At 68.2% G+C, this 25,534-nt stretch carries 25 protein-coding genes; 12 read left to right on the top strand and 13 right to left on the bottom strand.

What is annotated here, in order from left to right; translation table 11 throughout:
- Positions 1-169: 169 nt before the first annotated feature.
- The 5 genes from ATO3_RS07520 to sfsA form a co-directional block, all read right to left on the bottom strand.
- Positions 170-1,507 carry a S41 family peptidase gene (locus ATO3_RS07520; protein ID WP_088649202.1) on the bottom strand — a complete coding sequence of 446 codons (1,338 nt, stop codon included), beginning with the start codon at positions 1,505-1,507 and terminating at the stop codon, positions 170-172.
- Positions 1,508-1,510: 3 nt separating this feature from the next.
- Positions 1,511-2,656, bottom strand: a complete 1,146-nt coding sequence (locus tag ATO3_RS07515; protein ID WP_088649201.1) for a murein hydrolase activator EnvC family protein — start codon at positions 2,654-2,656, stop codon at positions 1,511-1,513.
- A complete protein-coding gene (gpmI, locus tag ATO3_RS07510) occupies positions 2,653-4,173 on the bottom strand; it encodes a 2,3-bisphosphoglycerate-independent phosphoglycerate mutase (protein ID WP_088649200.1) in 1,521 nt (506 codons plus the stop codon). The genes ATO3_RS07515 and gpmI overlap by 4 nt, the downstream gene beginning before the upstream one ends.
- A gap of 351 nt (positions 4,174-4,524) precedes the next feature.
- A complete protein-coding gene (gene map, locus ATO3_RS07505; protein WP_088649199.1) occupies positions 4,525-5,334 on the bottom strand; it encodes a type I methionyl aminopeptidase in 810 nt (269 codons plus the stop codon).
- A gap of 178 nt (positions 5,335-5,512) precedes the next feature.
- Positions 5,513-6,232, bottom strand: coding sequence for a DNA/RNA nuclease SfsA (gene sfsA / locus ATO3_RS07500; RefSeq protein WP_088649198.1), 720 nt, complete (start codon positions 6,230-6,232; stop codon positions 5,513-5,515).
- 46 nt (positions 6,233-6,278) lie between these two features.
- On the opposite strand from sfsA, the gene ATO3_RS07495 reads away from it, so the two are divergent.
- Genes ATO3_RS07495 through ATO3_RS07480 form a run of 4 tightly spaced genes read left to right on the top strand, consistent with a single transcriptional unit; the run spans position 6,279 to position 9,242 of the window.
- Positions 6,279-7,001: a competence/damage-inducible protein A gene (locus tag ATO3_RS07495; RefSeq protein ID WP_088649197.1), complete on the top strand. Its 723-nt coding sequence runs from the start codon at positions 6,279-6,281 to the stop codon at positions 6,999-7,001.
- Positions 6,998-7,765 carry a GNAT family N-acetyltransferase gene (locus tag ATO3_RS07490; protein WP_088649196.1) on the top strand — a complete coding sequence of 256 codons (768 nt, stop codon included), beginning with the start codon at positions 6,998-7,000 and terminating at the stop codon, positions 7,763-7,765. The genes ATO3_RS07495 and ATO3_RS07490 overlap by 4 nt, the downstream gene beginning before the upstream one ends.
- Complete coding sequence (locus ATO3_RS07485; RefSeq protein WP_088649195.1) at positions 7,762-8,328, top strand: peroxidase-related enzyme; 567 nt, start codon at positions 7,762-7,764, stop codon at positions 8,326-8,328. The genes ATO3_RS07490 and ATO3_RS07485 overlap by 4 nt, the downstream gene beginning before the upstream one ends.
- Positions 8,325-9,242 (top strand): OmpA family protein, encoded by a 918-nt coding sequence (locus ATO3_RS07480; RefSeq protein WP_088649194.1) that lies wholly within the window; start codon positions 8,325-8,327, stop codon positions 9,240-9,242. Before ATO3_RS07485 ends, ATO3_RS07480 begins: the two co-directional genes overlap by 4 nt.
- Before the next feature lie 6 nt (positions 9,243-9,248).
- On the opposite strand, the gene ATO3_RS07475 is transcribed toward ATO3_RS07480, so the two are convergent.
- On the bottom strand, positions 9,249-10,025 hold the full coding sequence (locus ATO3_RS07475; protein WP_088649193.1) for a glycosyltransferase family 32 protein: 777 nt from the start codon (positions 10,023-10,025) through the stop codon (positions 9,249-9,251).
- Positions 10,026-10,183: 158 nt separating this feature from the next.
- Positions 10,184-11,089: a LysR family transcriptional regulator gene (locus ATO3_RS07470; protein ID WP_088649192.1), complete on the bottom strand. Its 906-nt coding sequence runs from the start codon at positions 11,087-11,089 to the stop codon at positions 10,184-10,186.
- A gap of 342 nt (positions 11,090-11,431) precedes the next feature.
- On the opposite strand from ATO3_RS07470, the gene ATO3_RS07465 reads away from it, so the two are divergent.
- Positions 11,432-11,779, top strand: coding sequence for an antibiotic biosynthesis monooxygenase family protein (locus ATO3_RS07465; protein WP_088649191.1), 348 nt, complete (start codon positions 11,432-11,434; stop codon positions 11,777-11,779).
- An 18-nt stretch (positions 11,780-11,797) separates the two neighbouring features.
- On the opposite strand, the gene ATO3_RS07460 is transcribed toward ATO3_RS07465, so the two are convergent.
- Genes ATO3_RS07460 through ATO3_RS07450 form a run of 3 tightly spaced genes read right to left on the bottom strand, consistent with a single transcriptional unit; the run spans position 11,798 to position 13,189 of the window.
- Complete coding sequence (locus tag ATO3_RS07460; protein WP_088649190.1) at positions 11,798-12,301, bottom strand: helix-turn-helix transcriptional regulator; 504 nt, start codon at positions 12,299-12,301, stop codon at positions 11,798-11,800.
- Positions 12,298-12,939, bottom strand: coding sequence for a cytochrome b/b6 domain-containing protein (locus ATO3_RS07455; RefSeq protein WP_088649189.1), 642 nt, complete (start codon positions 12,937-12,939; stop codon positions 12,298-12,300). The genes ATO3_RS07460 and ATO3_RS07455 overlap by 4 nt, the downstream gene beginning before the upstream one ends.
- On the bottom strand, positions 12,932-13,189 hold the full coding sequence (locus tag ATO3_RS07450; RefSeq protein WP_088649188.1) for a PepSY domain-containing protein: 258 nt from the start codon (positions 13,187-13,189) through the stop codon (positions 12,932-12,934). Before ATO3_RS07450 ends, ATO3_RS07455 begins: the two co-directional genes overlap by 8 nt.
- Before the next feature lie 229 nt (positions 13,190-13,418).
- On the opposite strand from ATO3_RS07450, the gene dapD reads away from it, so the two are divergent.
- The 3 genes from dapD to ATO3_RS07435 are packed head-to-tail and all read left to right on the top strand — an operon-like array spanning position 13,419 to position 14,861.
- A complete protein-coding gene (dapD, locus tag ATO3_RS07445; RefSeq protein ID WP_088649187.1) occupies positions 13,419-14,246 on the top strand; it encodes a 2,3,4,5-tetrahydropyridine-2,6-dicarboxylate N-succinyltransferase in 828 nt (275 codons plus the stop codon).
- Between the two features lie 2 nt (positions 14,247-14,248).
- Positions 14,249-14,497, top strand: coding sequence for a GlsB/YeaQ/YmgE family stress response membrane protein (locus ATO3_RS07440; RefSeq protein ID WP_088649186.1), 249 nt, complete (start codon positions 14,249-14,251; stop codon positions 14,495-14,497).
- A gap of 4 nt (positions 14,498-14,501) precedes the next feature.
- A complete protein-coding gene (locus ATO3_RS07435; RefSeq protein ID WP_088649185.1) occupies positions 14,502-14,861 on the top strand; it encodes a hypothetical protein in 360 nt (119 codons plus the stop codon).
- Between the two features lie 90 nt (positions 14,862-14,951).
- Here the strand turns inward: ATO3_RS07435 and ATO3_RS07430 are convergent, their stop codons facing one another.
- Positions 14,952-16,052, bottom strand: coding sequence for a Hint domain-containing protein (locus ATO3_RS07430; RefSeq protein WP_088649184.1), 1,101 nt, complete (start codon positions 16,050-16,052; stop codon positions 14,952-14,954).
- 502 nt (positions 16,053-16,554) lie between these two features.
- Here ATO3_RS07430 and dapE point away from each other — a divergent pair.
- From dapE to ATO3_RS07410, 4 genes are all read left to right on the top strand, one after another.
- A complete protein-coding gene (gene dapE, locus ATO3_RS07425) occupies positions 16,555-17,694 on the top strand; it encodes a succinyl-diaminopimelate desuccinylase (RefSeq protein ID WP_088649183.1) in 1,140 nt (379 codons plus the stop codon).
- A 26-nt stretch (positions 17,695-17,720) separates the two neighbouring features.
- Positions 17,721-18,266 carry a TIGR04282 family arsenosugar biosynthesis glycosyltransferase gene (locus tag ATO3_RS07420; RefSeq protein WP_233152060.1) on the top strand — a complete coding sequence of 182 codons (546 nt, stop codon included), beginning with the start codon at positions 17,721-17,723 and terminating at the stop codon, positions 18,264-18,266.
- A 141-nt stretch (positions 18,267-18,407) separates the two neighbouring features.
- Complete coding sequence (gene rnr / locus ATO3_RS07415; protein ID WP_088649181.1) at positions 18,408-20,675, top strand: ribonuclease R; 2,268 nt, start codon at positions 18,408-18,410, stop codon at positions 20,673-20,675.
- Between the two features lie 361 nt (positions 20,676-21,036).
- Positions 21,037-22,314 (top strand): lytic murein transglycosylase, encoded by a 1,278-nt coding sequence (locus ATO3_RS07410; RefSeq protein WP_233152059.1) that lies wholly within the window; start codon positions 21,037-21,039, stop codon positions 22,312-22,314.
- An 89-nt stretch (positions 22,315-22,403) separates the two neighbouring features.
- On the opposite strand, the gene ATO3_RS07405 is transcribed toward ATO3_RS07410, so the two are convergent.
- Both ATO3_RS07405 and ATO3_RS07400 read right to left on the bottom strand, forming a co-directional pair.
- Complete coding sequence (locus tag ATO3_RS07405; RefSeq protein WP_088649179.1) at positions 22,404-23,705, bottom strand: HlyD family type I secretion periplasmic adaptor subunit; 1,302 nt, start codon at positions 23,703-23,705, stop codon at positions 22,404-22,406.
- On the bottom strand, positions 23,702-25,435 hold the full coding sequence (locus ATO3_RS07400) for a type I secretion system permease/ATPase (RefSeq protein ID WP_088649178.1): 1,734 nt from the start codon (positions 25,433-25,435) through the stop codon (positions 23,702-23,704). Before ATO3_RS07400 ends, ATO3_RS07405 begins: the two co-directional genes overlap by 4 nt.
- Positions 25,436-25,534: the final 99 nt, after the last annotated feature.

Here is a 25,534-nt window from a genome sequence, read left to right as displayed (position 1 = left end):
TTCCGACAGCAGGCGCCAAAGCCGCCCTCAGGCGGGCCGGAGGGCCGCGGCGGGCGGTTTGCGGATGCGGCGACGGGCCCGGGACCGCGCAGCGACCCACAGGAAAAGGCCGCCCGGATCTCTCCGCGCGGCCCTCTTTCATTTCGCTCCGGGGTCGTGCCCCGGTCTGTCAGTCCTGCGGCCCCAGCGCCGACAGGCCCTTGAGGATGTCGATGGCATAGGCCAGCTGGTAATCCTCCTGCCGGCGTTCCGCGGCGGCCTCGGCCTTGGCGCGGTCTTCCTCGATCTGGCGGATCTCGTCCTCGGTCAGGCTGTCATTGGACAGGCGCCCGCGCAGGTCGGCCTCGGACCGGGTCAGCGGGGTCGCGCCTTCCTCTTCCTCCTCGGCATTCGGGTTGCGGCGCGGCTGTTCCACCACGATATCCGGCGAAACGCCAAGCGCCTGGATCGACCGGCCCGACGGCGTGTAATAGCGCGCCGTGGTCAGGCGCATCGCCCCGTCCGAGCGCAGCGGCATCACCGTCTGGACCGAGCCCTTGCCGAAGCTCTTGGTCCCCACCACGATCGCGCGGTGATGATCCTGCAGCGCGCCGGCGACGATTTCCGACGCCGAGGCGGAGCCGCCGTTGATCAGCACCACGATCGGCTTGCCGTCGATCAGGTCGCCGGGTTCTGCGTTGAAGCGCTCGCCGTCCTCGGGGTTGCGGCCCCGGGTCGACACGATCTCGCCCTTGTCGAGGAAGGCGTCCGACACCCGGATCGCCTGCGTCAGCAGACCGCCGGGGTTGTTGCGCAGGTCCAGCACCACGCCGTTGATGTTGTCCATCCCGCCGGCGGCCTCGATCTGCTCGGCCAGGCCGGCTTCGAGGTTCGGGTAGGTCTGATCGTTGAAGGTCGTGACCCGCAGAACGATGCTTTCGCCTTCGGTCCTTGTGCGCACGGCGGTCAGAGTGATCGTGTCGCGGATGATCGACACGTCGAACGGCTCGTCCACGCCCTCGCGCACCACGGTGATGATGATTTCCGACCCCACCGGGCCGCGCATCAGGTCGACAGCTGAGTCAAGCGTCAGGCCCAGCACGCTTTCGCCGTCGACATGGGTGATGAAATCGCCCGCCTCGATCCCGGCCTCGTCCGCAGGGGTCCCGTCGATGGGCGACACGACCTTGACGAAGCCCTCTTCCTGCGTGACTTCGATGCCAAGCCCGCCGAATTCGCCGCGCGTCTGCACGCGCATCGCGTCGGCGTCATCGGGCGAAAGATAGCTTGAATGCGGGTCGAGCGAGGTCAGCATGCCGTCGATGGCGGCTTCGATCAGCTCGCCCGGCTCGACCTCTTCGACATATTGCGCGCGGATCCGTTCGAAGATGTCTCCGAACAGGTCGAGCTGCTCGTAGACGCTGGCATTGCGTTCGCCTTCCTGCGCCAGAAGCGGCCCGGCCACCTGTGTCGTGGCGACGATCCCGGCGAGCGTCCCGCCGATCGCGACCATGAGTACCTTTTTCATGTCCTATCCATCCTGTTCGGTCCGGAACCACGACTCGGGGTCTACCGGCTGCCCGTTTTCCCTGACCTCTATATAGAGCGTTTCTGTCCGCTCGTTTCCAGACCCCTCACCACCTCTTGACACGATCTCTCCCGTCTCGGGGTCCGACCCGCCCATGAGTCCCACGGGCGTGCCCGGCGGAAGCACCTGCCCGGCCTCGCCAAAGACCTGGTCCAGCCCCGACAGCACGAACAGCGTGTCCGCCTGCGGTTCGAGAATCGCGACGTTGCCAAGGTCGAGCAGCGGCCCGAGGTAGCGAATCGTCGCCGCCGTGGGGCTGACGACCAAGGCGCGGGGCCGGGTGGCGACAAGGATTCCCTCCCGCGTGACCCCGGCGGCATCGGCCGCCCCGGCGCGGTGCAGCAGCAGGCCCTGCACCGGCAGGGGCAGTTCCCCCTTCAGCCCGGTGATATCGGCATTGCTGCGCGGGATATCTCCCTCGGTCATTTCCGAGAGGCCGCTGGCAAAGCCGTCCAGCGTCTCGGTCGAACCGATCAGGATCGCGGTGCGGACCGGATCGGCGGTGAAACGGCGCGGCAGGTCGGTGCGGTCGGCGATCGCCTGGCTCAGCGCCGCGCGGGCCTGCTGGATCCCGGCCAGCCCTTCGGACAGCTGCCGCGCCGCGTTTTCCTGCAGGATGCGCAGAGTGCGCACCTCTTCCAGGTCCTCGCGCAGGGCCTGCGCCTGCGCCTCGAGTCCCGGTGCCACGTCGGCCATGATCATGCCCGACCGCGCCGCGCCCAGAGCGCCCGAGGGATGCAGCATCAGGACCGGCGGCGGCGCCGTGCCGATGCTCTGCAACACGCCCAGCAATTGCGCCACGTCATCCTCGCGGGCGGCGAGCCGCGCGGTCAGGTTCGCCTCCTGCAGGGCGGCGCGGCGCAACCCGTCACGCATGGCGGCCAGCCCGGCCTCATAGGCCTGCACGGCCTCGGTCAGCGCCGCGACCCGGTCCTGCGCCGTGGTGGCGCCCTGCATCGACAGCGTCGCCTGCTCGATCATCCGCGCAGCCGCCCGCGCGGCCTCGGCCGGATCGGCCTGCTGCGCCTGTGACGCCAGGGGCAGAACGGCAAGCGCCAGACCCAGCAGGACAGCGCCCGGCCGGATCATGCGATCAGGCTCTTCCCGGTCATCTCGGCGGGCTGCGGCAGGTCCATCAGCGCCAGCAGCGTCGGCGCCACGTCGGCCAGCCGCCCGTCGCGCAGGCTGGCCCCCTCGGGCCCGCCGACCAGGATCACCGGCACCGGGTTCGTCGTATGCGCGGTATGCGGCCCGCCGGTCTCGGGATCGACCATGCATTCACAATTGCCGTGATCGGCGATGACGACCATCGCGCCCCCGGCCGTCTCCAGCGCCTCCAGCACCCGGCCCAGCCCTTCGTCCACCGCCTCGCAGGCCTTTATCGCCGCGTCCAGGTCGCCGGTATGGCCGACCATGTCGGGATTGGCAAAATTGGTGACGATCAGGTCATAGCCTTCCTGGATCGCCTCGACGAACTGATCCGTGACCTCGCCGGCCGACATCTCGGGCTGCAGGTCGTATGTCGCCACGTCGGGCGATTTCGGCATAAAGCGGTCCTCGCCCTCGGCCGGGGTCTCGACCCCGCCGTTGAGGAAGAAGGTGACATGGGGGTACTTCTCGGTCTCGGCAAGGCGGAACTGGCTCTTGCCGTGTTTCGCCACCCATTCGCCCAGCGTGTTGACGATCTTCGCCTTGGGATAGGCGGTGGTCATGAATTCGTTGTGGGCGTCGGAATATTCCACCATCCCCAGCATCGCGGCCAGCTTCGGCCGCGGCCCGGTGTCGAACCCGTCGAACTCGGGCTGGCCGATGGCGGCCAGGATCTCGCGCGCGCGATCAGCGCGGAAGTTCAGGCAGAACAGCCCGTCGCGGTCGCCGAACCCGTCGTAATCGCCGATGACGGTGGGCGCGATGAACTCGTCCGTCTCGCCGCGCGCATAGGCCTCCGCAACGGCCTCGGCTGCACTGGCCGCGCCCTGCTCGGCCTCGCCGCCGACGATGGCGTGATAGGCCTTGGCCACCCGGTCCCAGCGGGTGTCGCGATCCATGGCGAAATAGCGCCCGATGACGGTCGCCACCTGCGCGCCCTCGGGCAGGCGCTCCTGCAGCTGGGCGATGAAGCCATCGGCCGATTTCGGCGCCACGTCGCGGCCGTCGGTGATCGCGTGGATCAGCGTCGGGACCCCGGCATCGGTGGTGGCCTTCGCCGCCGCCAGCAGATGATCGAGATGCCCGTGCACCCCCCCGTCCGAGACCACGCCCATCAGATGCGCCGTGCCCCCGCTTTCCATCAGCCCCTCGATGAAATCGGTGATGCCCTTGTTTTCGAAGAAGCTGCCGTCCTCGATCGCCAGCTCGATCTGGCCCAGGTCCATCGCCACGACCCGGCCGGCGCCGATGTTCATGTGCCCGACCTCGGAATTGCCCATCTGCCCGCTGGGCAAGCCCACGTCGGGCCCATGGGTGACCAGGGTCGCATGGGGACAGGTCTCCATCAGCCGGTCGATATTCGGGGTCCGGGCCAGCAGCGGCGCGTTGGCCTCGGTCTCTTCAGAAAGACCCCAGCCATCGAGGATGCACAGAACGACGGGTTTCGGCGTGGACATGGGTGTTCGGCTCCGGATAGCGCGTCACCGCCTTCTAACGCGCCCCCAACCCGGGGAAAACCGCTTTCCTCTTCCCCGGCAGCCGCGCGCCGGATCCATCTCGTGCGTCCCCGGCAACACAGCCCGACACAGCAGGCCGCCGCCCCTCGTTCTTCTTGGCCCAAATACCTCCCGCCGGAGGCTCCCACCCCCTCCGCCGCCGCGCCAGCAGATCAAACGCGTCCCGGTGCAAACGAAAAAAGGACAAGGCCCCTATAGCCCCGCCCCATCTTCATCTTTGCAAAAATACCTCCCGCCGGAGGCATCCCGACCTCTCCGCCGTCACATCCGGCGGATCAGCGCGCAACATCGTCACCCGTAGGTGGGATGAAACTTCCCGGCCGGCGACAGGGTAAAGATCTCCACCCCGTCCGCCGTCACGCCCACCGAATGTTCGAACTGCGCCGAAAGCGACTTGTCCCGCGTCACGGCGGTCCAGTCGTCGGCCAGCGTCTTGGTCTCGGGCCGGCCAAGGTTCACCATCGGCTCGATGGTGAAGAACATGCCTTCTTCCAGAACGGCTCCGGTGCCCGGGCGCCCGTAATGCAGCACGTTTGGCGGCGCGTGGAACACGCGGCCCAGCCCGTGGCCGCAGAAATCGCGCACCACGCTCATGCGGTGGCCTTCCACGAAGGTCTGGATCGCATAGCCGATGTCGCCGAAGGTCGCGCCGGGACGAACCACCTCGATCCCCTTCATCAGCGCGTCATGAGTCACCTCGATCAGCCGCTCCGCCTTGCGGGGCAGCTTGCCGGCCACGTACATCCGGCTCGTGTCGCCGTACCAGCCGTCGACGATGACGGTGACATCCACGTTCAGGATGTCCCCGTCCTTCAGCAACTTCGGCCCGGGGATCCCGTGACAGACCACGTGATTGACCGAGATGCAGCTGGCATGCTGGTAGCCCTTGTAGCCGATCGTGGCCGAGGTCGAGCCCGACTCTTCCACCAGTTCGGTAATCCGGGCATCGATCGCCTCGGTCGTCTGGCCCGGAAAGACCAGCGGCGCGATCTCGTCAAGGATCCGCGCCGCGACCGCTCCGGCCGCATGCATGCCAGCGAAATCGGCCGGCTCGTAAATCCGGATCCCGTCCTTCGTCAGTCTGCCGCGCGTCGTGTCCAAAACAACCTCTCCATCTTGGATGCAATAATATGGGTTCAGGGCAGGCGATGCCAGAGGGTGCGGCATTTCTGCGTCACCGCGCATCGTATCATCATGTCACACGCACCGTCGCCAGACGCAAGAGCCCGGCAAATCCGGTAAATTTTGGTTGATACCCATGTCATAGCACATATGACATTCAAACGCACCCGCTCGTGCCGCAGCGCGGCAATTCCGGCCCCAGGGTCACCCCCTCGGGCGTGATCCGCGTGCCGTGCATCAGCACCTCGACCCCGGCCGACTCGGCTTGGGCCAATGCGGCGGCATAGACCGGGTCGATATCCGCGGCGGGGGCGAAACAGGCGGCATCGGTGCGCTGCACCAGGAACAGCATCACCGCCCGGTGCCCGGCCTCCACCATGGCCGTCAGCTCGTGCAGATGCTTTGTGCCGCGCGCGGTCACGCTGTCGGGAAACTCGGCCCGGCCGGGCGCGCGGGACAGGGTGACGGATTTCACCTCGACCCAGGCGTCCCGCAGCCCCTCTCCCTGCAAGAGAAAGTCGATCCGGCTGGCCTGCCCGTATTTCACCTCCGCCCGCACCACGTCGTACGCGGCCAGCCCCGGCACCTCGCGCGCCTCCAGCGCGGCGCGCAGCGCACGGTTCGGGACCGAGGTGTCGACACCGGTGAAATGCCCGTTCTCGTGATCGACCAGCCGCCAGCCCCATTTCAGCTTCTTCTTCGGGTCGTCGTTCGGCTCCAGCCAGATCTTCATCCCCGGCTCGGCCAGCCCCATCATCGATCCCGGGTTGGCACAATGCGCGGTCACCTCGCGCCCGTCCTCCAGCCTGCAATCGGCAAGGAAGCGTTTGTAGCGGCGGATCAGCCGGGCCGGCACAAGGGGGGATGGAAAGCGCATGAGGCTCGCCCTATACCTCCTCCCAACCCCCTGCAAGGAGACCCAGATGGCCAACCCAACCGCCGCAATGCTCGTCATCGGGGACGAGATCCTGTCGGGCCGGACCCGGGACGCGAACATGTATCACCTGGCGGGCGAACTCTCGCGCCTTGGCATCGACCTGCAGGAGGTCCGGGTGGTCAGCGACAATGCCGATGCGATCATCGCGGCGGTCAAGGCACTGTCCGGCGGCTATACCCATGTTTTCACCTCGGGCGGCATCGGGCCGACCCATGACGACATCACCGCCGATTGCATCGCCGCGGCCTTCGACACCACGATCGACGTGCGCGAGGATGCGCGCGCGCTGCTTGCGGCGCATTACGAAAGCCGCGGGGTCGAGATGAACGCCGCCCGCCTGCGCATGGCCCGCATCCCCGAGGGCGCGGAGCTGATCGACAACCCCGTCTCTGTCGCGCCGGGTTTCACCCTGGGCAACGTGCACGTGATGGCCGGCGTCCCGGCGGTGTTCGAGGCAATGGTCGCCTCGGTCCTGCCCAAGCTGACCGGCGGCGCGCCGCTGCTCAGCCAGACCCTGACCGTGCACCGCCCCGAGGGCGAGATCGCCGGCCCCCTGGCCGAGCTGGCGACCGATTACCCGGATCTCTCGATCGGCTGCTACCCGTTCCAGAAGGACGGGGCCTTCGGTGCCAATATCGTGGTGCGCGGGGCCGAGGGGCGCCAGATCAACGCGGCGATGACCCGGCTGGCGCGGGATCTCGGCACATGACACCCGAAAGGGTGCTGGCGGCGATCGACGGAACCTGGCCACCGGCGCGGATCTTCGACGACGGCCCCTGGACCCTGCGCGACGGACAGGGCGGGGGGCAGCGTGTCTCGGCCGCCACCCTGCGCGACGGAACGAGGCGGCCTGTCAGGGAAGTACCTTCGAGGCGGCCGTTTACGGCCGACGAGTTGGCCACCGCCGAAACCGCCATGCAGGCCATGGGCCAGCCGCCGCTTTTCATGATCCGCCCGGGCGAGGAAGACCTCGACGCGCAGCTCGACGCGCGCGGCTACGTCGTGCACGACCCGGTCCGTGCCTGGGTCTGCCCGCCCGCACAGCTTTGCGACAAGCCGCTGCCGCGCATCACCGTCTTCGACATCTGGGAGCCGCTGGCGATCATGCGCGAGATCTGGGCCGAGGGCGGCATCGGCCCCGGCCGCATCGCGGTGATGGAACGCGCGAAGGGGCCCAAGACCGCGCTCTTTGGCCGGCTGAACCAGCGCCCCGCGGGTGTCGCCTATGTCGCCATCCACGACGGCGTCGCCATGCTGCATGCCCTTGAAATCGTGCCCGAACAGCGCCGTCAGGGGCTGGCCGACTGGATGATGCGCGGCGCCGCCTTCTGGGCCCGCGATCATGGCGCCGACACGCTGGCGGTGCTGTGCACCCGGGCCAATACCGCGGCGAACAGTCTTTACGCCTCGCTGTCCATGACCCCGGTGACCGATTACCATTACCGCCGCAAACCGGAGGGAGCCCCATCATGACCGACCAGATCACCGCCCTGAACCTGCCCGCCGTCGATCCGCTGCCCGAGGCCACGCAGCGCTATTTCGACATCTGCCAGGACAAGCTGGGCATGGTGCCCAACGTGCTGAAGGCCCATGCCTTCGACATCGACAAGCTCAACGTCTTCACCGCGCTCTACAACGACCTGATGCTGGGCGACAGCGCCCTGACCAAGCTTGAACGCGAGATGATCGCGGTGGTCGTCTCTTCCATCAACCGCTGCTGGTATTGCCAGGTCGCCCATGGCGCGGCGGTGCGCGCGCTGTCGGGCGATCCGAAGCTGGGCGAATACATGGTGATGAACTACCGCGCCGCGCCGCTGGATCCGCGCCAGCGCGCGATGCTGGATTTCGCCGCGCTGGTGACCACCGCCAGCGCCACGATCGGCGAGGACGACCGGCAGAAGCTGCGCGACGAAGGATTCTCGGACCGTGACATCTGGGACATCGCCAACGTGGCGGCCTTCTTCAACATGACGAACCGCGTTGCCTCGGCCACCGCCATGCAGCCCAACGACGACTACCACGCGCAGGCCCGATGAACCCTCCCCGCACGCCCCGTTCTGCCCTGCGCCGGTGCCTTCCGGCCGCGCTCGCAGTCTGGCTGGCTGCCGGTCCGGCGCTGGCCTTCGAGCCCGACATCGCCTTTACCACCCGCCCCCTGTCCGAGCGGGTGTCCGAGGCGGCCCATGCCCTGCCCACCGGCCCCTGGACGCCCGACGGGATGGAGACGCTGACCATCACCGGCACGATCACCCGCCGCACCTGGCGCGTGGACGAAGGCCCGAGCAGCCAGCAGATCATCGACCCGCTGATCGCCCAGGCCGAGGCCGAGGGCTATGTGCCGGTCTACAGCTGCCAGGATCGCGTCTGCGGCGGGTTCGACTTCCGCTTCGCCATCGACGTGGTGCCCGCGCCCGACATGTTCGTGGATCTTGCCGATTACCGCTATGTCTCGGCCATGAACGCGGACGGTGACGCGCTTGCCCTGCTGGTCAGCGCCGGGCGCGGCGGCGCCTGGCTGCAGGTGACCGAGGTCACCCGCACCGCGCCCGTTTCGGCCGAAGACCAGGCCCGCACCCTGATCGAAACCGGCCGTCTCGTGCTCGACACGATCACCCCGGCGGCCTCCGAAACCCCGATCCCCGCGCTGGACGTGCTCTCTTCGGTGCTGAAACAGCGCCCCGACGTGCGCCTGGCCATCGTCGCCCATTCCGCCACCCCGGATGCCGGGGACACCGCCACGGACATGGCCGAGGCCGAGGCCCTGCGCATGCGCCTGATCGACGACCACGGCGTGGATCCGGCCCGGGTCGAGGCGCATTCCCTCGGCGCCCTCGCCCCGCGCGCCGCGCCGCTGGACCCGGCCGCGCGCAGCCTGAACCGCCGGATCGAGGCTGTCCTGCTCGCGCCGCCCGGCCCGCTGCGGCCACCGGAGCGGCCCGAGAATCCCTGAAATGTCCTAGTCCTCGCGGACGATCGCCTTGTCCTGCTGCTCGCGCCACCATTTCTTGTGGTCGCGATCGGGGTATTGCAGGGCTTCGTTGGTGAACTGCCCGTGATGGGCGACGATGCGAAAGCTTTCGGACCGATACCCGCCCTGTTCCAGCGCCGGCAGCATCGCCTTGGGCCCGGTCATCACGTAGATATTGTCGTGCTTGTTCTCGTGGATGTTCTGGCGGATCGTCTTTTCGAACCCTTCGAAGAACCGGTTGCCCGGCGCGCCTGCGAGGAAATAGTTCGTGATCTCGCCGTCGCGCATCTCCAGGAACATCTCCTCGTCCTGTGGCCCAATCGCCCAGGACGGCGGCCAGACGAAATTGGCATCCGTATCCAGGTAGATCCCGCCTTCCTTCAGCAGCACCAGCACACGCCAGTAATCCGCCTGCGCGGCGCCGATCTGCAGCCGGTTGAAGGTCTCGGCGATCTCGCCGGGGTAATTCTCGTTGATCCAGTCGCGGGCGGTGGTCTTGTCGATATGCAGGTGAAATTCATGATCCGCCGCCATCAGGCGGTTGAACACCCAGGTCAGGTAGATCCCGCAGGACACCCGGTGCCCATAGCTGATCTGGTAGACCTTGCGCGGGATCTTCCGGTCGCCGCCGCGCGGCCGGATCAGCGGCGGCGCATAGGCGGGAATGGTGAACCGCGCCTCCGGGAAAAGCCGCAGATGGATCGTGCAGAGGATCTTTGTGACCACTGCAAGCAGCTTGACCAGCCGGCTGAAGAGATACCGCACCTGGCGCCCCCTGCATGATTGCGCCCTCTGCCTAGCCGCGCGGCCTGCGAATCGCAAGACGATGGGCCGGCGCGGCGCGCGCACCACCCCGGGCGGCGCCGTCTTCCGGGGCCAACGGCGCCCCCTGAACGGTCAGGTTGCCCTTCAGGATCAGGGCCTTACCAGTTGGTCGGCCCCTTCTCGGCGAATTCCTGCACCAGGAAATCGATGAAGGCACGCACCTTGGGCTGGGTGAAGCGCCCCGGCGGATAGACCGCATAGATCCCCTGCGTCTCGACCGGCAGCGAGGGCAGCGCATCCTCGACCAGCCCCTTCTTCATCGCATCCGCGTAGAGGTAGCTGGGCAGGTAGGCGATCCCCAGCCCCGAAATCGCCGCATTCAGCAGCGACTGCCCGTCATTGACCGACAGCCAGCCTGCCGTCCGCACCTGGCGCTTCTCGCCAGACGGCGCTGTCAGCTTCCAGACATTGCCCGAGGACTGGTTGGAATAATGCAGCAGCTTGTGCTCGTTCAGCTCGTCGATCTTCTGCGGCCGCCCGTGCTTCTGGAAGTAAGAGGGCGAGCCGATCATCCGCTTCGTCGTCTCCGTCAGCTTGCGCGCGCGCAGCGAACTGTCCTCCAGCTCGCCGATCCGCACCGCCATGTCGAAGCCTTCGGAAATCAGTTCGACATACCGGTTGTTCAGCACCATGTTCACGGTGATGTCCGGGAAATCGTTGAGGAATTCGCTTAGCACCGGCGACAGGTGGTTGACCCCGAAATCGGTCGCAACCGAAATCCGCAAGAGCCCCGAGGGCGCCGATTGCATCGAGGTGACAAGCGCATCCGCCTCTCCGGCGTCGTTCAGCACCCGGCGCGCGCGGTCGTAATAGGCCAGGCCGATCTCGGTCGGGCTGACCCGGCGCGTGGTCCGGTTCAGCAGTCGCGCACCCAGCCGCGCCTCGAGAGACGAGACATGCTTGGAGACCGCCGACTTCGATATACCCATCTTCTTGGCCGCGTCGGTAAAGCCGCCCTGGTCCACGACGGTGGCAAAGGCCTCCATTTCGGTCAGTCGGTCCATACTCTTTCCTTGATCGCAAAACCTGCCAGGGCTCTTATCGGGACGAAAAGAGGCAAGAACCGGGCAGCCTTTGGATAATATCGCGGTATTGAGCGGATCGTTCCGAGCCAGGAAACTCAAATGCCCCTCAAATGCCCTGGCGCTTTCGTCCCAACAGATCTTTGGCCCGCGCCCGACAGGCGGCTGTCCGGCACCCGGCACCCGGCGCACGGCGCATCCGGCCCGGGGTCTCGAACCGACCCGCCGGGGCGTGAAACCCATGTCGCCGCGCGACAGAACGGGTATCCTGTCCGGCGTCCGGACACGGCTGCCTCTGGCCTCGTCCGCACAGAAGGAGAGCCCATGATCGCCATCATCTTCGAAGTCATCCCCGCCGAGGGCCGCAAGGACGCCTATCTCGACATCGCCGCCGAAATGCGGCCCATGGTCGAAGAGATCGACGGGTTTCTCTCGGTCGAACGGTTCCAGAGCCTGACCAACCCCGACAAGCTCCTGTCGCTGTCCTTCTTCCGCGACGAGGAGGCGGTGGCAGAATGGCGCAAGCTCTCCGCCCACCGCCGCGCCCAATCGAAGGGCCGCGCGGGTCTTTTCGCCGACTACCGCCTGCGCGTCGCCCATGTCCTGCGCGACTACGGCCTGACCGACCGCGCCGAGGCGCCGGGCGACAGCCTGGACACCCACGGGGGCTGAGGCCGGTGACGCGGACGGCTATTCCGCCGCGCGCAGGCCTTCGTCGAGCAGGTCCTCCACGAACCAGGCACCGAACTGGGCGCGGCCCGAAACGCCGGCCTTGGCGTAGATCCGAGTAAGCTGCGCGCGGACGGTGCCCTGGGCCGCACCGCGCAGGGCGGCGATCTCGGACACGTCGAGACCCTTGAGCGCCAGGAAGCCCACGTCCCGCTCCGCCGGGGTCAGGCCCCAGCTGTCGAACTGGCGCTCTATGGTGCGGGCCAGTTCGCCCCGGGCGGTGGCCAGCGCGCGGTCCTGGGCGCGCATCCGCTCCAGCGTCTGGCGCAGGTGCCAGGCCGACAGCGCGATGCCGCAGATCAGCGCCAGGGTCACCACCACTTCCACGAGCGAATGCGCGCCAAAGGGTTCGGCCTGCATGTCGGCCAGAACGTCGCCGACGAAGAAGATCGCGGCGACGCTCTGCAGCATCAGGAAGGCGGCCGGCACCAGCGTGACCAGCCGCTCCTGCGTGGGCAGGGTCATGAAGACCGACTCCCGCGGATCATCGGGCGGAGAAGGCTGCGCCTCAGAAGGCGGCTTTCCACCGCCACCCCGGCCACGTGCAGCAGGGCAAGCAGGACGATCAGGTTGGCGGCCACCTCGTGGATCTCCTCCGGGATGTCGGATCTGTCGTCCTCATCATGGTCCCCGGCGTCCTCCTTCACAAGAACCGACCAGTCGCCTGCGGCAACGGCGGCCTTTTCCTCGGCGATGGTCACCGGGCTCTGCCCGCCGGTCATCACCAGCCCGGTGAGGGCCACGACCACCAGCAGCACCCAAAGCGCGTAGACCATCATCGCGCCGGCCGGGTTGTGCGACGGGTAATCCCGCGCCCGGCCGCGCGCCATGTCCGCCAGGTGCGACAGCGTCGCGCGGGGATCGGGCGGGAAGGCCGAGAACCGGGCCTCGCGCGGGCCGGCAAGCCCCCAGAGGAAGCGCAGCGCCAGCACCGCCATCAGGGCCCAGCCGACCCAGACATGAACCGCCCCGCCCGGCTTGACGACAAGGTAGTTCGTCACCACCGCCGCGACCACGGCCCAGTGGGTCAGGCGCACCACCGGGTCCCAGGGATCGGGCGGCGCCACCGCGCCGCCGCCCCCGAACGCAAGCCGGTCAGTCATCCGCCTTGATCTTCGTGACCGCGCCGGAGGCCGGGTCGATATAGACTTCCCAATGCGCCTTCGCCTCGTCCAGGCACTTGGCCTCGATCATGCCGTCCTCGGCCTCGAACTCCTGCACGGTGCAGCCGGCGGCCAGCAGCGCGGCAGAGGCGTCGTCGGGGTTGGTGCCGACGACATCGCCCACCTGGGGCATGGCATGGGCGGCCAGCGGGGCGGCCAGGAGGGCGAGCGTCAGGGCGAGATGTTTCATGGGATGGCTCCTGTAGCAGTTGCGAAACGCGGCGCGGGATCGCGGCGCGGTGAGCCTGACCTGCCCTGCCCGCCGGGCCTTTTCGATCCGACAGGCGCTGCTTTGGGCCCGCATAAGCGGCTGCTGACGGCCCTTTTCCGCCTGTCTTCGCCGCCGCCTTTCACATTGTCTGCCGGCCCGCCCACCGCTATAGGCGGCAGGACACACGACCACACCGGAGAGCCGATCCATGTCCAACGCACAGCTCGAAGCCGCCATCGAAGACGCCTGGTCGGCCCGCGACACCATCTCGTCCGCCACCCGTGGCGAACAGCGCGACGCCATCGAAAGCACGCTCGACGCGCTCGACAGCGGCAAGCTGCGCGTCGCCGAAAAGCAGGACGACGGGTCGTGGCACGTGAACCAGTGGGCCAAGAAGGCCGTGCTGCTGGGCTTCCGCATCAAGGACATGGAACTCCAGTCCGGCGGCCCGCAGGGCAGCGGCTGGTGGGACAAGGTGGACAGCAAGTTCGCCGGCTGGACCGAGACGGAGTGGAAATCCGCCGGCTTCCGCGCGGTGCCGAACTGCGTGGTCCGCAAATCCGCCTATATCGCGCCAGGCGTGGTGCTGATGCCCTCCTTCGTGAACCTCGGCGCCTATGTCGACGAAGGCACCATGGTCGACACCTGGGCCACAGTCGGCTCCTGCGCGCAGATCGGCAAGGGTGTGCACCTGTCCGGCGGCGTCGGCATCGGCGGCGTGCTGGAGCCCATGCAGGCCGGCCCGACCATCATCGAGGACAATTGCTTCATCGGCGCGCGTTCCGAGGTGGTCGAGGGCGTGATCGTCCGCGAAGGTTCGGTCCTGGGCATGGGCGTCTTCCTGGGCCAGTCGACCAAGATCGTCGACCGGGCGACCGGCGAAGTCACCTATGGCGAGGTCCCCCCGTACTCGGTCGTTGTTGCCGGTACCCTTCCCTCCACCGGTGGTGTTAACCTTTATTGTGCAGTCATCGTGAAACGAGTCGACGAGAAGACGCGTTCCAAGACTGGTATCAATGAGCTCTTGAGGGACTGAACATGCAAGGATTGGGGTGGCTCGCAGCCATTATCGTCGGCGGACTGGCCGGCTGGATCGGAAGTTCGATCATGAATGCCAACACCGGCATCTTCATGAACATCATCCTCGGCATCGTCGGCGCGCTGGTCGCCAACTTCCTGCTGGGGCTGCTGGGCATCTTCGCCGCGCCGACCTGGATCGCCCAGGGGATCGTCGGCGTGATCGGCGCCATCATCCTGATCGCGGTGGTCCGCGCCATCCGGGGCTGATCCCATGGCGCGCGGCGACCGCCACAAGGTCTATACGCTTCTCGTGCAGCTCGGCCGCAAGGACGGCGACGGGCTGCCCGAGGGCGCGACCGGGGCGGCGCTGATGTGCTTTGCCTCCGGCGTGGACGAGGCCGAGGCCGTGCGGGAAACCGTGGCGATCCTCAAGCAGGCCGACACCGCGCCGCTGGACGTGACCGGCTACGGCACGCTGGAAGAGCGCGAGGAACAGGGCCACGAGATCGACGACGAGGAACGCGCGCTGATGATCCGCGCGCTGGAGGAAAACGCCGTGATCGTGGCGCAGATGACGCCCTTCTTCGGCAACGAACAGATGGATGCGCCGGGCAGCGGCACGGCGCATTAGGCGCCCCCGCCAAACCGGCCCCATCCCGAAAACCCCGTCACGCCCGGCCCTTGCGCCGGGCGTTTCGCGTTCCGCCCCCCGGCCGCCGGGTCAGGCCGCGCGGGTTTCGGCCAGCACCGTCGCCTCGTAGGCCGGCAGCACCCGGTGCACGGGCCGGGCGTGTTCCGGCAGGCGCGACCGATCGTAACCGGCCAGCAGGCTTGCCGAGAGCCGCTCGGCGTTGCGCCGGACCCGTCCGATGAACAGGCTTTCCACGCAGGTCCCCGCCGCCACCAGCGCCTCGTGCCCCGGCAGCAGCAGCTGCACATAGCGCACCAGCGGCGCCCGCCCCGGCGCCATTACAGCCGCCGCGCTCACACCGGCAAGATGCGCGGCCGGGACCAGCACCGCCTCGGTGCCGAACATGTATTCCACCACCGATCCGCGCAGCACGACGCGCTGGAACGAGGCGATCTCGATATCCGCGGCCAGGTCGAAATAGGGCGCCCGCAGCACCAGCGGACGGAACGAGCCCGCCGCCGGCACCACCCGTTCGATCCGCTGCAGCACCGGCACGTCCTGCCCGTTGGCGCAGCGCACCACGTCGCCGCGCCGCAGCTCTCCCGCCGGGCGGTAGCCGGTCGGTGTCGCCACCGGGGTCGCGGGCGTCAGCGACGGCATCGGCCCCACCGGCTCGATCTCGGTCGAGACGGCGACGAACAGAACCTCGGGCGCGGCCCGGGTCGGTCCCTGCCCGGCGGTCAGCGCCCGGATGTCCGACACCGGCAGCGGCTTCGGCTGCGCCACGTCGACCATCTGCACCACGTTTCCCTCGGGCCGCTCCAGCGACAGCCGCCCCCAGCGCGCCGGCGCGTCCCAGGAATAGGTCACCCGCAGGATATCCGCCCGCCCCGTCTCGGCCGCGCTGATCGCGCCGTGCAGCATCTCTCCGTCCTGGTCGAGCACGAAGACCAGCCCGCCGCCCGGCAGCGCCTGCAGCGACAGGTGCATCGGCACGTAACCGCCCCGGTCGTAGGTCAGCAGCGGCTGCGGCCGGCTGATCGACGGCAGCCGCGTCTCGATCACCAGCGACCCGCGCGGCAAGAGCGCATCCGGCCCGGTTTCGATGGCCTGTGGGGCATCGGGCCGCGCGCCAAGGCCGGAGGGATGGAAATGGGATCCGTTGGCGGGGTCCGAGAGGGCAATCCACATGGGCTTACACGGCCTCCGATAGGGGCGCGCCACGGGTCGGGCGCGCCTCGGGTGATGTCGAAACAGGCAACAGGCGGAGGTGCGCGCCCTTGCCGGGCAGGGCAAGGCAGGGGGCGCCGCAGGCGCGCCGGATCCGCAGGCCGCGGCTGAGGCTGCGGGGCGTCCTCCGCCGAGCGGATGCCGTCATGCCTGTGCCAAGCGGAGTCTCCGCGTCCATGTCTGCCTCTTGCCTGTCATGTCACGGCAGGACGCCCGCCCCCGGCGCGGCAGCGCACGGGCACGACGCTTGCACACCCCGAAGGGCGCGCTGTCTGGATTGTCGGAGGGCACTGCTCGCACCCCGGAATGACCCCTGCCATGGGGGCTTTTTGATTACCCTATGGTCTACCACAGTTTTTCGCGGGCACACGCAGGAATTTTCCGCCGCTCCCTTGGCACTGCAGCTTTTCCGTCACAAAACAGGGGCCAGACCTGTGCCCGTTTCACCCCGAAGGATGCCGCAATGACCGACCCCGCCGCGCTGACAGCCACCCTGATCCGCTGCCCCTCGGTGACACCGGAGGAGGGCGGCGCGCTGACCCACCTCGCCTCGGTGCTGGAGGCGGCGGGCTTCGCCTGCACCCGGGTGGACCGGAACGGCGTGTCGAACCTATTTGCGCGCTGGGGCGACAAGGGCCATGCCCGCAGCTTCGGCTTCAACGGCCATACCGACGTGGTCCCCGTGGGCGACGAGGCCGCCTGGACCGTGCCGCCCTTCGCCGCCGAGGAACGCGACGGCTGGCTTTACGGCCGGGGCGCGACCGACATGAAATCCGGCGTCGCGACCTTCGTCGCGGCGGCGGTGGATTTCGTGACCGAAACGCCCCCCGATGGCGCCGTGATCCTGACGATCACCGGCGACGAGGAAGGCGACGCGGTCGATGGGACGGCCGCCCTTCTGGATCATATGGAGGCGGAAGGCGAACGCATGTCCGTCTGCCTTGTCGGCGAACCCACCTGCCCCGAGCGCATGGGCGAGATGATGAAGATCGGCCGGCGCGGGTCGATGTCGGCCTGGTTCACGGTGACCGGGGTGCAGGGCCATTCCGCCTATCCCCACCGCGCGAAGAACCCGCTGCCGGCGATGGCGCGGCTGATGGACCGGCTGGCCAGCCACGAGCTGGACCGGGGGACCGACCATTTCGACCCCTCGACGCTGGCGGTGGTGACCATCGACACCGGCAACCCGGCGACCAACGTGATTCCGGCGCAATGCCGGGGCACGGTGAACATCCGCTTCAACGACACCCATTCCGGCGACACGCTGTCGGACTGGCTGAGGTCCGAGGCGGCCTCGGTGGCCGAGGCCTTCGGCGTGAAGATCGACGTGAAGATCAAGGTCTCGGGCGAGGCGTTCCTGACACCGCCCGGCCCCCTGTCGGACCTGATCGGCGCGGCAGTGCAGGCCGAAACCGGCGTGACGCCCGAACTGTCGACGACGGGCGGCACATCGGACGCGCGGTTCATCAAGGATCACTGCCCGGTGGTGGAATTCGGGCTGGTCGGCCAGACGATGCATCAGGTGGACGAGCGCGTGGAGCTGGAGCAGATCCACCAGCTGAAGGCGATCTATGCCCGGATCCTGACCGACTACTTCGCCTGATGGGCACCCGCCGGACGCTGGTCGTCATGGTCAAACTTCCCCGTCCGGGGCGGGTGAAGACCCGGCTGGCGCGCGACATCGGCCGCGTTCCGGCCACCTGGTGGTTCCGGCACCAGGTCGCGCGCCTGCTGCGCCGCCTGCGCGATCCCCGGTGGGATATCGTGCTTGCCGTGGCGCCGGATGCCGAGGGGCTGCGCGCCCGCGCCTGGCCCGCCGATCTGCCCCGCCGCGCCCAGGGCCGGGGCGATCTTGGCGCCCGTATGGCGCGCCAGCTGCGCGCCGCACCCGGCCCCGTCTGCCTGGTCGGCGCCGACATCCCCGGGATCACCCGCGCCCATGTGGCCCGCGCCTTTCGCGCGCTGCGCAGCAACGACATGGTCTTCGGCCCCGCCCCGGACGGCGGATACTGGCTTATCGGCCGCTCGGCCCGGCCCCTGCCGCCGGGGCTCTTCGCCGGCGTCCGCTGGTCCACCGAACATGCACTGGCCGATACGCTGCGCACCCTTCCGGACCGCCGCGTGGCGCTTGTCGATACGCTGGCCGATGTCGACGAAGGGTCGGACCTTCCGTAGGGTGGGTTTTCAACCCACCGCCCTGCCGTTTGTCCGAAAAATCCCCCACCGTCCGGCACCGGTGGGTTGGAAACCCACCCTACACCCCTGTCCGCTGCATTTGCCAATGACGCCGACCCCAACGCGTGCTACGTCGCGATCATGAGCAAGATGCCCACCAAGGCCGAGATTCTCGACTGGATCGCGGCCCACCCCACCCAGAATACGAAACGCGACATCGCCAAGGCCTTCGGGATCAAGGGGGCCGCGCGCATCGACCTGAAGCAGCTCCTGAAGGAGCTCGCCGCCGAGGGCCATCTCGAGAAGCGCAAGCGCACCTATACCGATCCCGACCGCCTGCCGCCGGTCTCGGTGCTGGAAGTGTTGCCGCCCAACGACCAGGGCGACCTCTTTGCCAAGCCGCTGGAATGGCACGGCGAGGGGGTGGAGCCCGCCGTCATCGTCCTGCCCCGCGCCTCGGACCCCGCGCTTGGCGCCGGCGACCGCATCCTCGCGCGGCTGACCGTGGTGCATGAAGAGGACCACAATTACGAGGCCCGCCTGATCCGCAAGATCGGCCGCTCCTCGGCCCGCCGCGTCCTCGGCATCTTCCGCAAGACGCCCGAAGGCGGCCGCATCACGCCGATCGACAAGGCCGCCACGCTGGAATGGTCCGTCCCCGAGGACGCCCGCCATGGTGCCAAGGACGGCGAGCTGGTCGAGGCCGAGCAATCCGGCCCAAAGGGCCGCATGGGCCTGCCCCGCGCGCGCATCCTGTCGCGGCTCGGCGACCCCTCCGGGCCGAAGGCGGTCTCGCTCATCGCGATCCACCAGCACGGCATCCCCGACGCCTTCCCCGACAAGGTGCTGGACGAGGCCGACGCCGCCAAGCCCATGGGGCTGAAGGGCCGCGAGGATCTGCGGGACATGCCGCTGATCACCATCGACCCCTCCGACGCCCGCGACCATGACGACGCCGTCTATGCCGAACCGGACCCGAACCCCGAAAACGAGGGCGGCCACATCATCTGGGTCGCCATCGCCGATGTCGCCGCCTATGTCCTGCCCGGCTCCGAGCTGGACAAGGAAGCGAAGAAGCGCGGCAATTCCACCTATTTCCCCGACCGCGTCGTGCCCATGCTGCCCGACCGCCTGTCCGGGGACCTGTGTTCCCTGCACGAAGGCGTGCCGCGCCCCTGCATCGCGGTGGCGATGACGCTTGACCGCGACGGCAACAAGATCTCGCACCGCTTCGTCCGGGGCCTGATGCGCTCCGCCGCGTCGCTGTCCTACGAGGACGCGCAATCCGCCATCGACGGCCACCCCTCGGACAAGGCCGCCCCGCTGCTGGAGCCGGTGCTCAAACCGCTCTTCGCCGCCTATGACGCGCTCAACGCCGCGCGTGACCGCCGCCAGCCGCTGGACCTCGACCTGCCGGAACGCAAGATCGAGCTGACCGAGGACGGCCGCGTGAAATCGGTGAAGTTCCGCGACCGTCTGACCGCGCACAAGGTGATCGAGGAATGCATGATCCTCGCCAATGTCGCCGCCGCCGAAACCCTGCTGGCCAAGCGCACGCCGCTGCTGTTCCGCGTCCACGAGGAACCCGACCAGGACAAGCTTGAGGCCCTGCGCAACACCGCCCAGGCCTCGGGCTTCGCGCTGGCCAAGGGGCAGGTACTGAAGACCTCGCAGCTCAACCGCCTGCTGGCCCAGGCGGCCGGCACCGACGAGGCCGAGCTGATCAACATCGCCACCCTGCGGTCCATGAGCCAGGCCTATTACGGCCCCGAGAACTTTGGCCATTTCGGCCTGGCGCTGAAGAACTACGCGCATTTCACCTCACCGATCCGGCGCTATTCCGACCTGGTGGTGCACCGCGCCCTGATCACCGCGCACCGCTGGGGCAAGGACGGCCTGTCCGAATCCGACATCGAGCACATGGCCAAGACCGCCGAACATATCTCGGACACCGAGCGCCGCTCGATGATGGCCGAGCGTGACACGACGGACCGCTACCTCGCCGCCTATCTGTCGGAACGCGTGGGCGACGAGATGGAGGGCCGGATCAACGGCATCGCCCGCTTCGGCGTCTTCGTGAAGCTTGACGACAGCGGCGCCGACGGGCTGGTGCCAATCCGGTCGCTGGGCAACGAGTACTTCCATTTCGACCGCGAGGCGGGCACCCTGATGGGGTCGGACACCGGCATGACCATCGCGCTTGGCCAGCGCGCCACGGTCCGGCTGGTCGAGGCCGAGCCGGTGACCGGCGGGCTGGAACTGGAACTGCTGTCGCTGGACGACAAGGCCATGGCCAGCGCCCCGCGCCAGGCCCGCGGCGGGCGCGGCATGTCGCGCCGCCGGACCTCTCCGGCCGGCCGGACAAAAAGCGACAAGGGCAAGCGCAAGGTCACCCGCCGGCGGAAGTGACCGGGGATCGCATCGCCACAAGCGACAGGCGTGTGTCTCATATCCGGGACACACGCCGTCTCTTTGGGCCATGCGCAGCGGTGCCCGCACGCCACGCCCCGAACAGAGCATTGACATGACAGGGTCTTGCCGCGCCAAGGCCCGGCGCCCCTTGTGTCCCGGATATGGGACATCAGGGCGCAAGCCACGCCTGCCCGCCCACGAGCGGATGCGCCAGTGGCGTGGCCTTGCGCACCCCCAGCCAATCCTTTCTTGAAAACGGCTTTCGCGCTACACTCGGGGTGAGCAGAAAACAGGTCAAAGAACCATGCGAATTTCCCTACAGGCCGGAACCGTCCTTCTTCTATTGTCCACCTCCGCAATGGCGAGCCCACCAGACCGAACGCCCAGGCCCGAGGAACGGCCCAACGCCGCCAGCGTCTCGGCGCGGGCCGCGTCGGTGGCCGTCCACGAATCGCTGAAGCCCGAAACCCGGGCCAAGACGCGACTGCCCGAGGCGCGGGATCAGGGCACCGACAACACCCGCTTCACCCTCTGGATCGCGGCCTTCCGCGACCGGGCGCAGGCGCAGGGGATCTCGCGGGCGACCTTCGACAGGGCCTTCGCCTCGGTCCACTACGATGACGACGCGATCAAGCGCGACCGCAACCAGGCCGAGTTCTCGCGCCCGATCTGGGACTACCTCGACAGCGCCGCCTCCGACGCCCGCATCCGCAACGGCCGCGCGGCCATGGCCCAGCACGGCGCCGCGCTCGACGCGATCGAACGGCGCTACGGGGTCGAGAAGGAGGTCGTCGCCGCCGTCTGGGGGCTGGAAAGCGCCTATGGCACACATCGCGGCTCCAGCCACGTGATCTCGTCCATGGCGACGCTGGCCTTCGACGGCCGGCGCGGCCCCTTCTTCGAAGACCAGCTGATCGCGGCGCTGAAGATCCTGCAATCGGGCGACACTACGGCGCAGGCGATGACAGGCTCCTGGGCCGGGGCGATGGGCCACACCCAGTTCATGCCGACATCCTACCTGGACTACGCGGTGGATTTCACCGGCGACGGGCGGCGCGACATCTGGTCGGACGATCCGACCGACGCGCTGGCCTCGACTGCCGCCTACCTGTCGCGCTTCGGCTGGGAAACCGGCAAGCCCTGGGGGGTCGAGGTTCGCCTGCCGCGCAACTTCGACTTTACGCTCGCCGACCGCGACATCACCCGCACCCCCGCCACCTGGGCGCGGATCGGGGTCACCGGGCTGGACGGGCGCGCGGTGCCCGACAGCCATGGCCGCGCCTCGATCCTGCTGCCGGCGGGGGGCAACGGGCCGGCCTTCATGGTGTTCAAGAACTTCTCGGTCATCTCGCGCTACAACGCGGCGGATGCCTATGTGCTGGGCGTCGGCCACCTCAGCGACCGTCTCGCCGGTGGCCCCGCGATCCAGGGCGCCTGGCCCCGGGGCGACCGCACGCTGACCTTCTCGGAACGCAAGGAGATGCAGGAGCGCCTGACCGCGGCCGGGTTCTCGACCCGGGGGATCGACGGGCGCGTCGGGCCGGATACGATCCGCGCGGTGCGCGCCTACCAGCAGGCCGCGGGCCTTGTGCCGGACGGCTATCCCTCGATCAGCCTGCTGACCCGCCTGCGCTGACGCCGGCGCGGGCCCATTCCGACAGAACGATGCAAAAAGGGGTCGCGCAGGCGACCCCTTTCCTGTTCCTGCAAGGCTGCGGTTCCGCGTCAGGTCTCGCGGAAGGCCTTGGTGAAGTAATCCGCCAGCGGCTTGACCAGATACGCCATGGGCGAGCGGTCCTCGGTCCGGATGAAGGCCTCCACCGGCATGCCGGGGATCAGCACCGTGCCGCCGGGCAGCTTCGCCTGCTCGCCCTCGCTCAGCTGGATCTCGGCGCGGTAGAAGCTCATCTGGCTGTTCTCGTCGTCGAAGGCATCGGCCGAGACCAGCGTGACCACGCCGTTCAGCTCGGGCGTCTGGCGCTGGTTGAAGGCGGGAAAGCGCAGGATCACCTCCTGTCCGGTGTGGACCTGGTCGATATGCACCGGCTGCACCCGCGCCGCGATCACCAGCGGACGGTCCTGCGGCACAAGGTACAGCACCGGGTCGCCGCCCCGGATGACCGAGCGCGGCGTGTGCACCTGCATCCCGTAGACGATGCCCGACACCGGCGCCGTGATCTCGAGCCGCGCGAGCTTGTCGCGCAGCGACCGCGCCTCCTCGGCCAGGCCGACCTCCTGGTATTGCAGCTCGCGCAGCTGGGTCGTCGCCTCTTCGCGGCGCTGGCTGCCAAGCTTCAGGATCTCGATGTCGATTTCGGTGATGCGGCCCTCGGACTGGGCGCGCTGCGCGGTCAGGTCGCCGACCTGCCCGTCCAGCCGCGCCGCCTCGCGCTGCAGGTCGAGGAAGACGCCGGCCTGCACCAGGCCCTGGTCCACCGCGGGGCGCAGGTCCTCAAGCCGCTTCTGGATCAGCTCCAGCTGCACGCTCAGCGCCGCGCGCTGCGCGTCGATGCCCTCGATCTGGCTTGCGGTCTGCGAGCGCCGCTTCTCCAGCTGCTCGATCTCGCGCTCGATCGTCTCGTTCTGGGCCTGGAACTGGCGGATCTGGCCGTCCATCTGGGCTTTGACCTGCGGCCGGGTCTTCGACACCTCGATCAGCTCCGGGTCGAAGGTGATCTCGTCAAGCCCGTCCTGCTCGGCCTCAAGCCGGCCACGGCGGGCCATGAGTTCGTAAAGCTGGTTCTCGGTGATCGCCAGGTTCGGGCGCACGTTCTCGTCATCGAGCCGGATCAGCACTTCGCCGGCGACGACTTCGTCCCCCTCGTCGACAAAGATCTTCTCGACCACGCCGCCTTCCAGGTGCTGCACGACCTGGCGGTTGCGATCGACCTCGATCCGGCCGGAGACGACGACCGCCCCGGCGATGTTGGACAGCACCGCCCAGGTGCCGAACCCGCCCACCAGCACCAGCAGCGCGATCAGCCCGAGTGTCAGCGGCAGGCCCGCCGAATATCGCTTGTCGCTCATTGTACGCCTCCCATTGCGGCCGTCTTGCCGATTTCCGCGTGGTTGGAGACCATCGAGCGCAGCACCTCGTCCTTGGGACCAAAGGCCGCCCGCATGCCCTGATCCAGAACCAGCAGCTTGTCGCATTCCTGGATCGCCGCCGGCCGGTGCGCCATGATCAGCGCCGCGCGGCCCTGTTCCTTCATCACCCGGATCGCGTGGTTCAGCGCCTGCGATCCCTCGTTGTCGAGGTTCGAGTTCGGCTCGTCCAGGATCAGGATCACCGGGTTGTCATAGAGCGCCCGCGCCAGGCCGATCCGCTGCATCTGCCCGCCCGAGAGCCGGCCGCCGCCGGCCCGGACCCGCGTGTCATAGCCTTCGGGCAACTGCACGATCATGTCGTGGGCGGCGGATTTCTTGGCCGCCTCGACCACCTTGGCGGGATCGGGGGTCTCGCTCAGCCGCGCGATGTTCTGGGCGATCGTGCCCTCGAACAGCTGCACGCGCTGCGGCAGGTAGCCGATGTGCCGGCCCAGGTCGTCGGGGCCGTACTGGTCGATGCCCGCGCCGTCCAGCCGCACGGTGCCGCCCGCCGGCGCCCAGACCCCGGTAAGTGTCCGCGCCAGCGTCGATTTCCCCGCGCCCGACGGGCCGATGATGCCGATCGCCTCGCCCGGATTCACATCGAAGCTGAGGTTCTTGAGCGTCGCGCGCTTCTCGCCCGGGGGCAGAACGGTCACGGCGCGCACCGACATCTGCGCCTTGGGCGTCGGCAGCTTGGTCCGCGTGCTTTCGGGCGGGGTGTCGCGCAGCAGTTCGGCCAGGTTGGCCCAGCCGCGCATGCCGCGCTGCACGATCTGCCACTGGCCGATGGCCAGCTCGATCGGGGCCAGCGCGCGGCCCAGCAGGATCGACCCCGCGATCATCGCACCCGGCGTCAGTTCGTTCTGCAGCACGAGATAGGCGCCAAGGCCCAGCATCGCCGATTGCAGGAACAGCCGCAGCGTCTTGGTCATCGAGGTGAAGGTGCCGCTGATGTCGGCGGCGCCGACGCTGCCCGACAGGGCCTCGTCCCGGGACTGCTGCCAGCGCTTGAAGGCGGCGTCGCGCATGCCCATGGCGGTGACCATCTCGGCCTCGTTGCGGATCTCCTCGGACATGATCTGCGATCTTTGCCCGGCCATCGACGCAGCAGCCTGCGGCCCGCGCGAGAACCACTGGTTCAGGAAGGTGATCAGGATCAGGATGCCGCCGCCGCCAAGCGCGAGATAGCCGAGCCAGGGGTGGAACAGCATGATCCCGGCCAGGAAGATCGGCGTCCACGGAATGTCGAATGTCGCCATCAGCACCGGCGCGCCGATCATCCGCTGCACCGATTCCAGATCGGCCAGCCCGGTCTGCGATTTCGAATCCGGCATCACGGCAGAGCGCCGCACCATCGCGTCGAATACGCGGCGGTCCAGGCGATTCTGGAACCGCGCACCGGCGCGGGCCATGATCCGGCCCCGGCTGTAATCCAGCACCCCCATTGTGCCGTAGAGAAATACAACCAGAAGGGATAGCGCGATCAGCGTCTCCTCGGACCGGGAGCCCAGCACCCGGTCATAGACCTGGAGCATGTAAAGCGGCCCCGTCAGCATCAAAAGGTTCGCAAAAAAGCTGAATATTCCCACCATCCAGTAGAGACCGCGGCTTTCCCGCCGGGCGGCGCGCAGTTCTTCGAGACCGGGGCGGATCGGTTTTTGGGTCATCTCAGCAAAGGCCGTTCGGTAAAAGGATCTAACATAAAGGGCGTGCCGTCGTGCATAAGGCCGATTTCACCACAGTAAAGCGGAAATGTCTGACGAAGA

The organism is Marinibacterium profundimaris, from assembly GCF_002210095.1.
GTDB lineage: Bacteria > Pseudomonadota > Alphaproteobacteria > Rhodobacterales > Rhodobacteraceae > Marinibacterium > Marinibacterium profundimaris.
Note: the sequence above shows the minus strand (reverse complement) of the source record. Positions and strands in the feature narration are given on the sequence as shown.

Excerpts from the sequence above, each read along its gene's own strand:
- dapE (WP_088649183.1), top strand. The coding sequence starts at position 16,555 with ATGACCGACCCCGCCGCGCTGACAGCCACCCTGATCCGCTGCCCCTCG.
- rnr (WP_088649181.1), top strand. The coding sequence starts at position 18,408 with ATGAGCAAGATGCCCACCAAGGCCGAGATTCTCGACTGGATCGCGGCC.
- ATO3_RS07455 (WP_088649189.1), bottom strand. The coding sequence starts at position 12,939 with ATGACTGACCGGCTTGCGTTCGGGGGCGGCGGCGCGGTGGCGCCGCCC.
- ATO3_RS07490 (WP_088649196.1), top strand. The coding sequence starts at position 6,998 with ATGACACCCGAAAGGGTGCTGGCGGCGATCGACGGAACCTGGCCACCG.
- ATO3_RS07495 (WP_088649197.1), top strand. The coding sequence starts at position 6,279 with ATGGCCAACCCAACCGCCGCAATGCTCGTCATCGGGGACGAGATCCTG.
- ATO3_RS07470 (WP_088649192.1), bottom strand. The coding sequence starts at position 11,089 with ATGGACCGACTGACCGAAATGGAGGCCTTTGCCACCGTCGTGGACCAG.
- ATO3_RS07410 (WP_233152059.1), top strand. The coding sequence starts at position 21,037 with ATGGCGAGCCCACCAGACCGAACGCCCAGGCCCGAGGAACGGCCCAAC.
- ATO3_RS07465 (WP_088649191.1), top strand. The coding sequence starts at position 11,432 with ATGATCGCCATCATCTTCGAAGTCATCCCCGCCGAGGGCCGCAAGGAC.
- ATO3_RS07520 (WP_088649202.1), bottom strand. The coding sequence starts at position 1,507 with ATGAAAAAGGTACTCATGGTCGCGATCGGCGGGACGCTCGCCGGGATC.
- ATO3_RS07485 (WP_088649195.1), top strand. The coding sequence starts at position 7,762 with ATGACCGACCAGATCACCGCCCTGAACCTGCCCGCCGTCGATCCGCTG.
- ATO3_RS07430 (WP_088649184.1), bottom strand. The coding sequence starts at position 16,052 with ATGTGGATTGCCCTCTCGGACCCCGCCAACGGATCCCATTTCCATCCC.
- sfsA (WP_088649198.1), bottom strand. The coding sequence starts at position 6,232 with ATGCGCTTTCCATCCCCCCTTGTGCCGGCCCGGCTGATCCGCCGCTAC.
- ATO3_RS07480 (WP_088649194.1), top strand. The coding sequence starts at position 8,325 with ATGAACCCTCCCCGCACGCCCCGTTCTGCCCTGCGCCGGTGCCTTCCG.
- ATO3_RS07435 (WP_088649185.1), top strand. The coding sequence starts at position 14,502 with ATGGCGCGCGGCGACCGCCACAAGGTCTATACGCTTCTCGTGCAGCTC.
- ATO3_RS07400 (WP_088649178.1), bottom strand. The coding sequence starts at position 25,435 with ATGACCCAAAAACCGATCCGCCCCGGTCTCGAAGAACTGCGCGCCGCC.
- ATO3_RS07515 (WP_088649201.1), bottom strand. The coding sequence starts at position 2,656 with ATGATCCGGCCGGGCGCTGTCCTGCTGGGTCTGGCGCTTGCCGTTCTG.
- gpmI (WP_088649200.1), bottom strand. The coding sequence starts at position 4,173 with ATGTCCACGCCGAAACCCGTCGTTCTGTGCATCCTCGATGGCTGGGGT.
- ATO3_RS07440 (WP_088649186.1), top strand. The coding sequence starts at position 14,249 with ATGCAAGGATTGGGGTGGCTCGCAGCCATTATCGTCGGCGGACTGGCC.
- ATO3_RS07405 (WP_088649179.1), bottom strand. The coding sequence starts at position 23,705 with ATGAGCGACAAGCGATATTCGGCGGGCCTGCCGCTGACACTCGGGCTG.
- ATO3_RS07460 (WP_088649190.1), bottom strand. The coding sequence starts at position 12,301 with ATGACCCTGCCCACGCAGGAGCGGCTGGTCACGCTGGTGCCGGCCGCC.
- ATO3_RS07450 (WP_088649188.1), bottom strand. The coding sequence starts at position 13,189 with ATGAAACATCTCGCCCTGACGCTCGCCCTCCTGGCCGCCCCGCTGGCC.
- ATO3_RS07420 (WP_233152060.1), top strand. The coding sequence starts at position 17,721 with ATGGTCAAACTTCCCCGTCCGGGGCGGGTGAAGACCCGGCTGGCGCGC.
- dapD (WP_088649187.1), top strand. The coding sequence starts at position 13,419 with ATGTCCAACGCACAGCTCGAAGCCGCCATCGAAGACGCCTGGTCGGCC.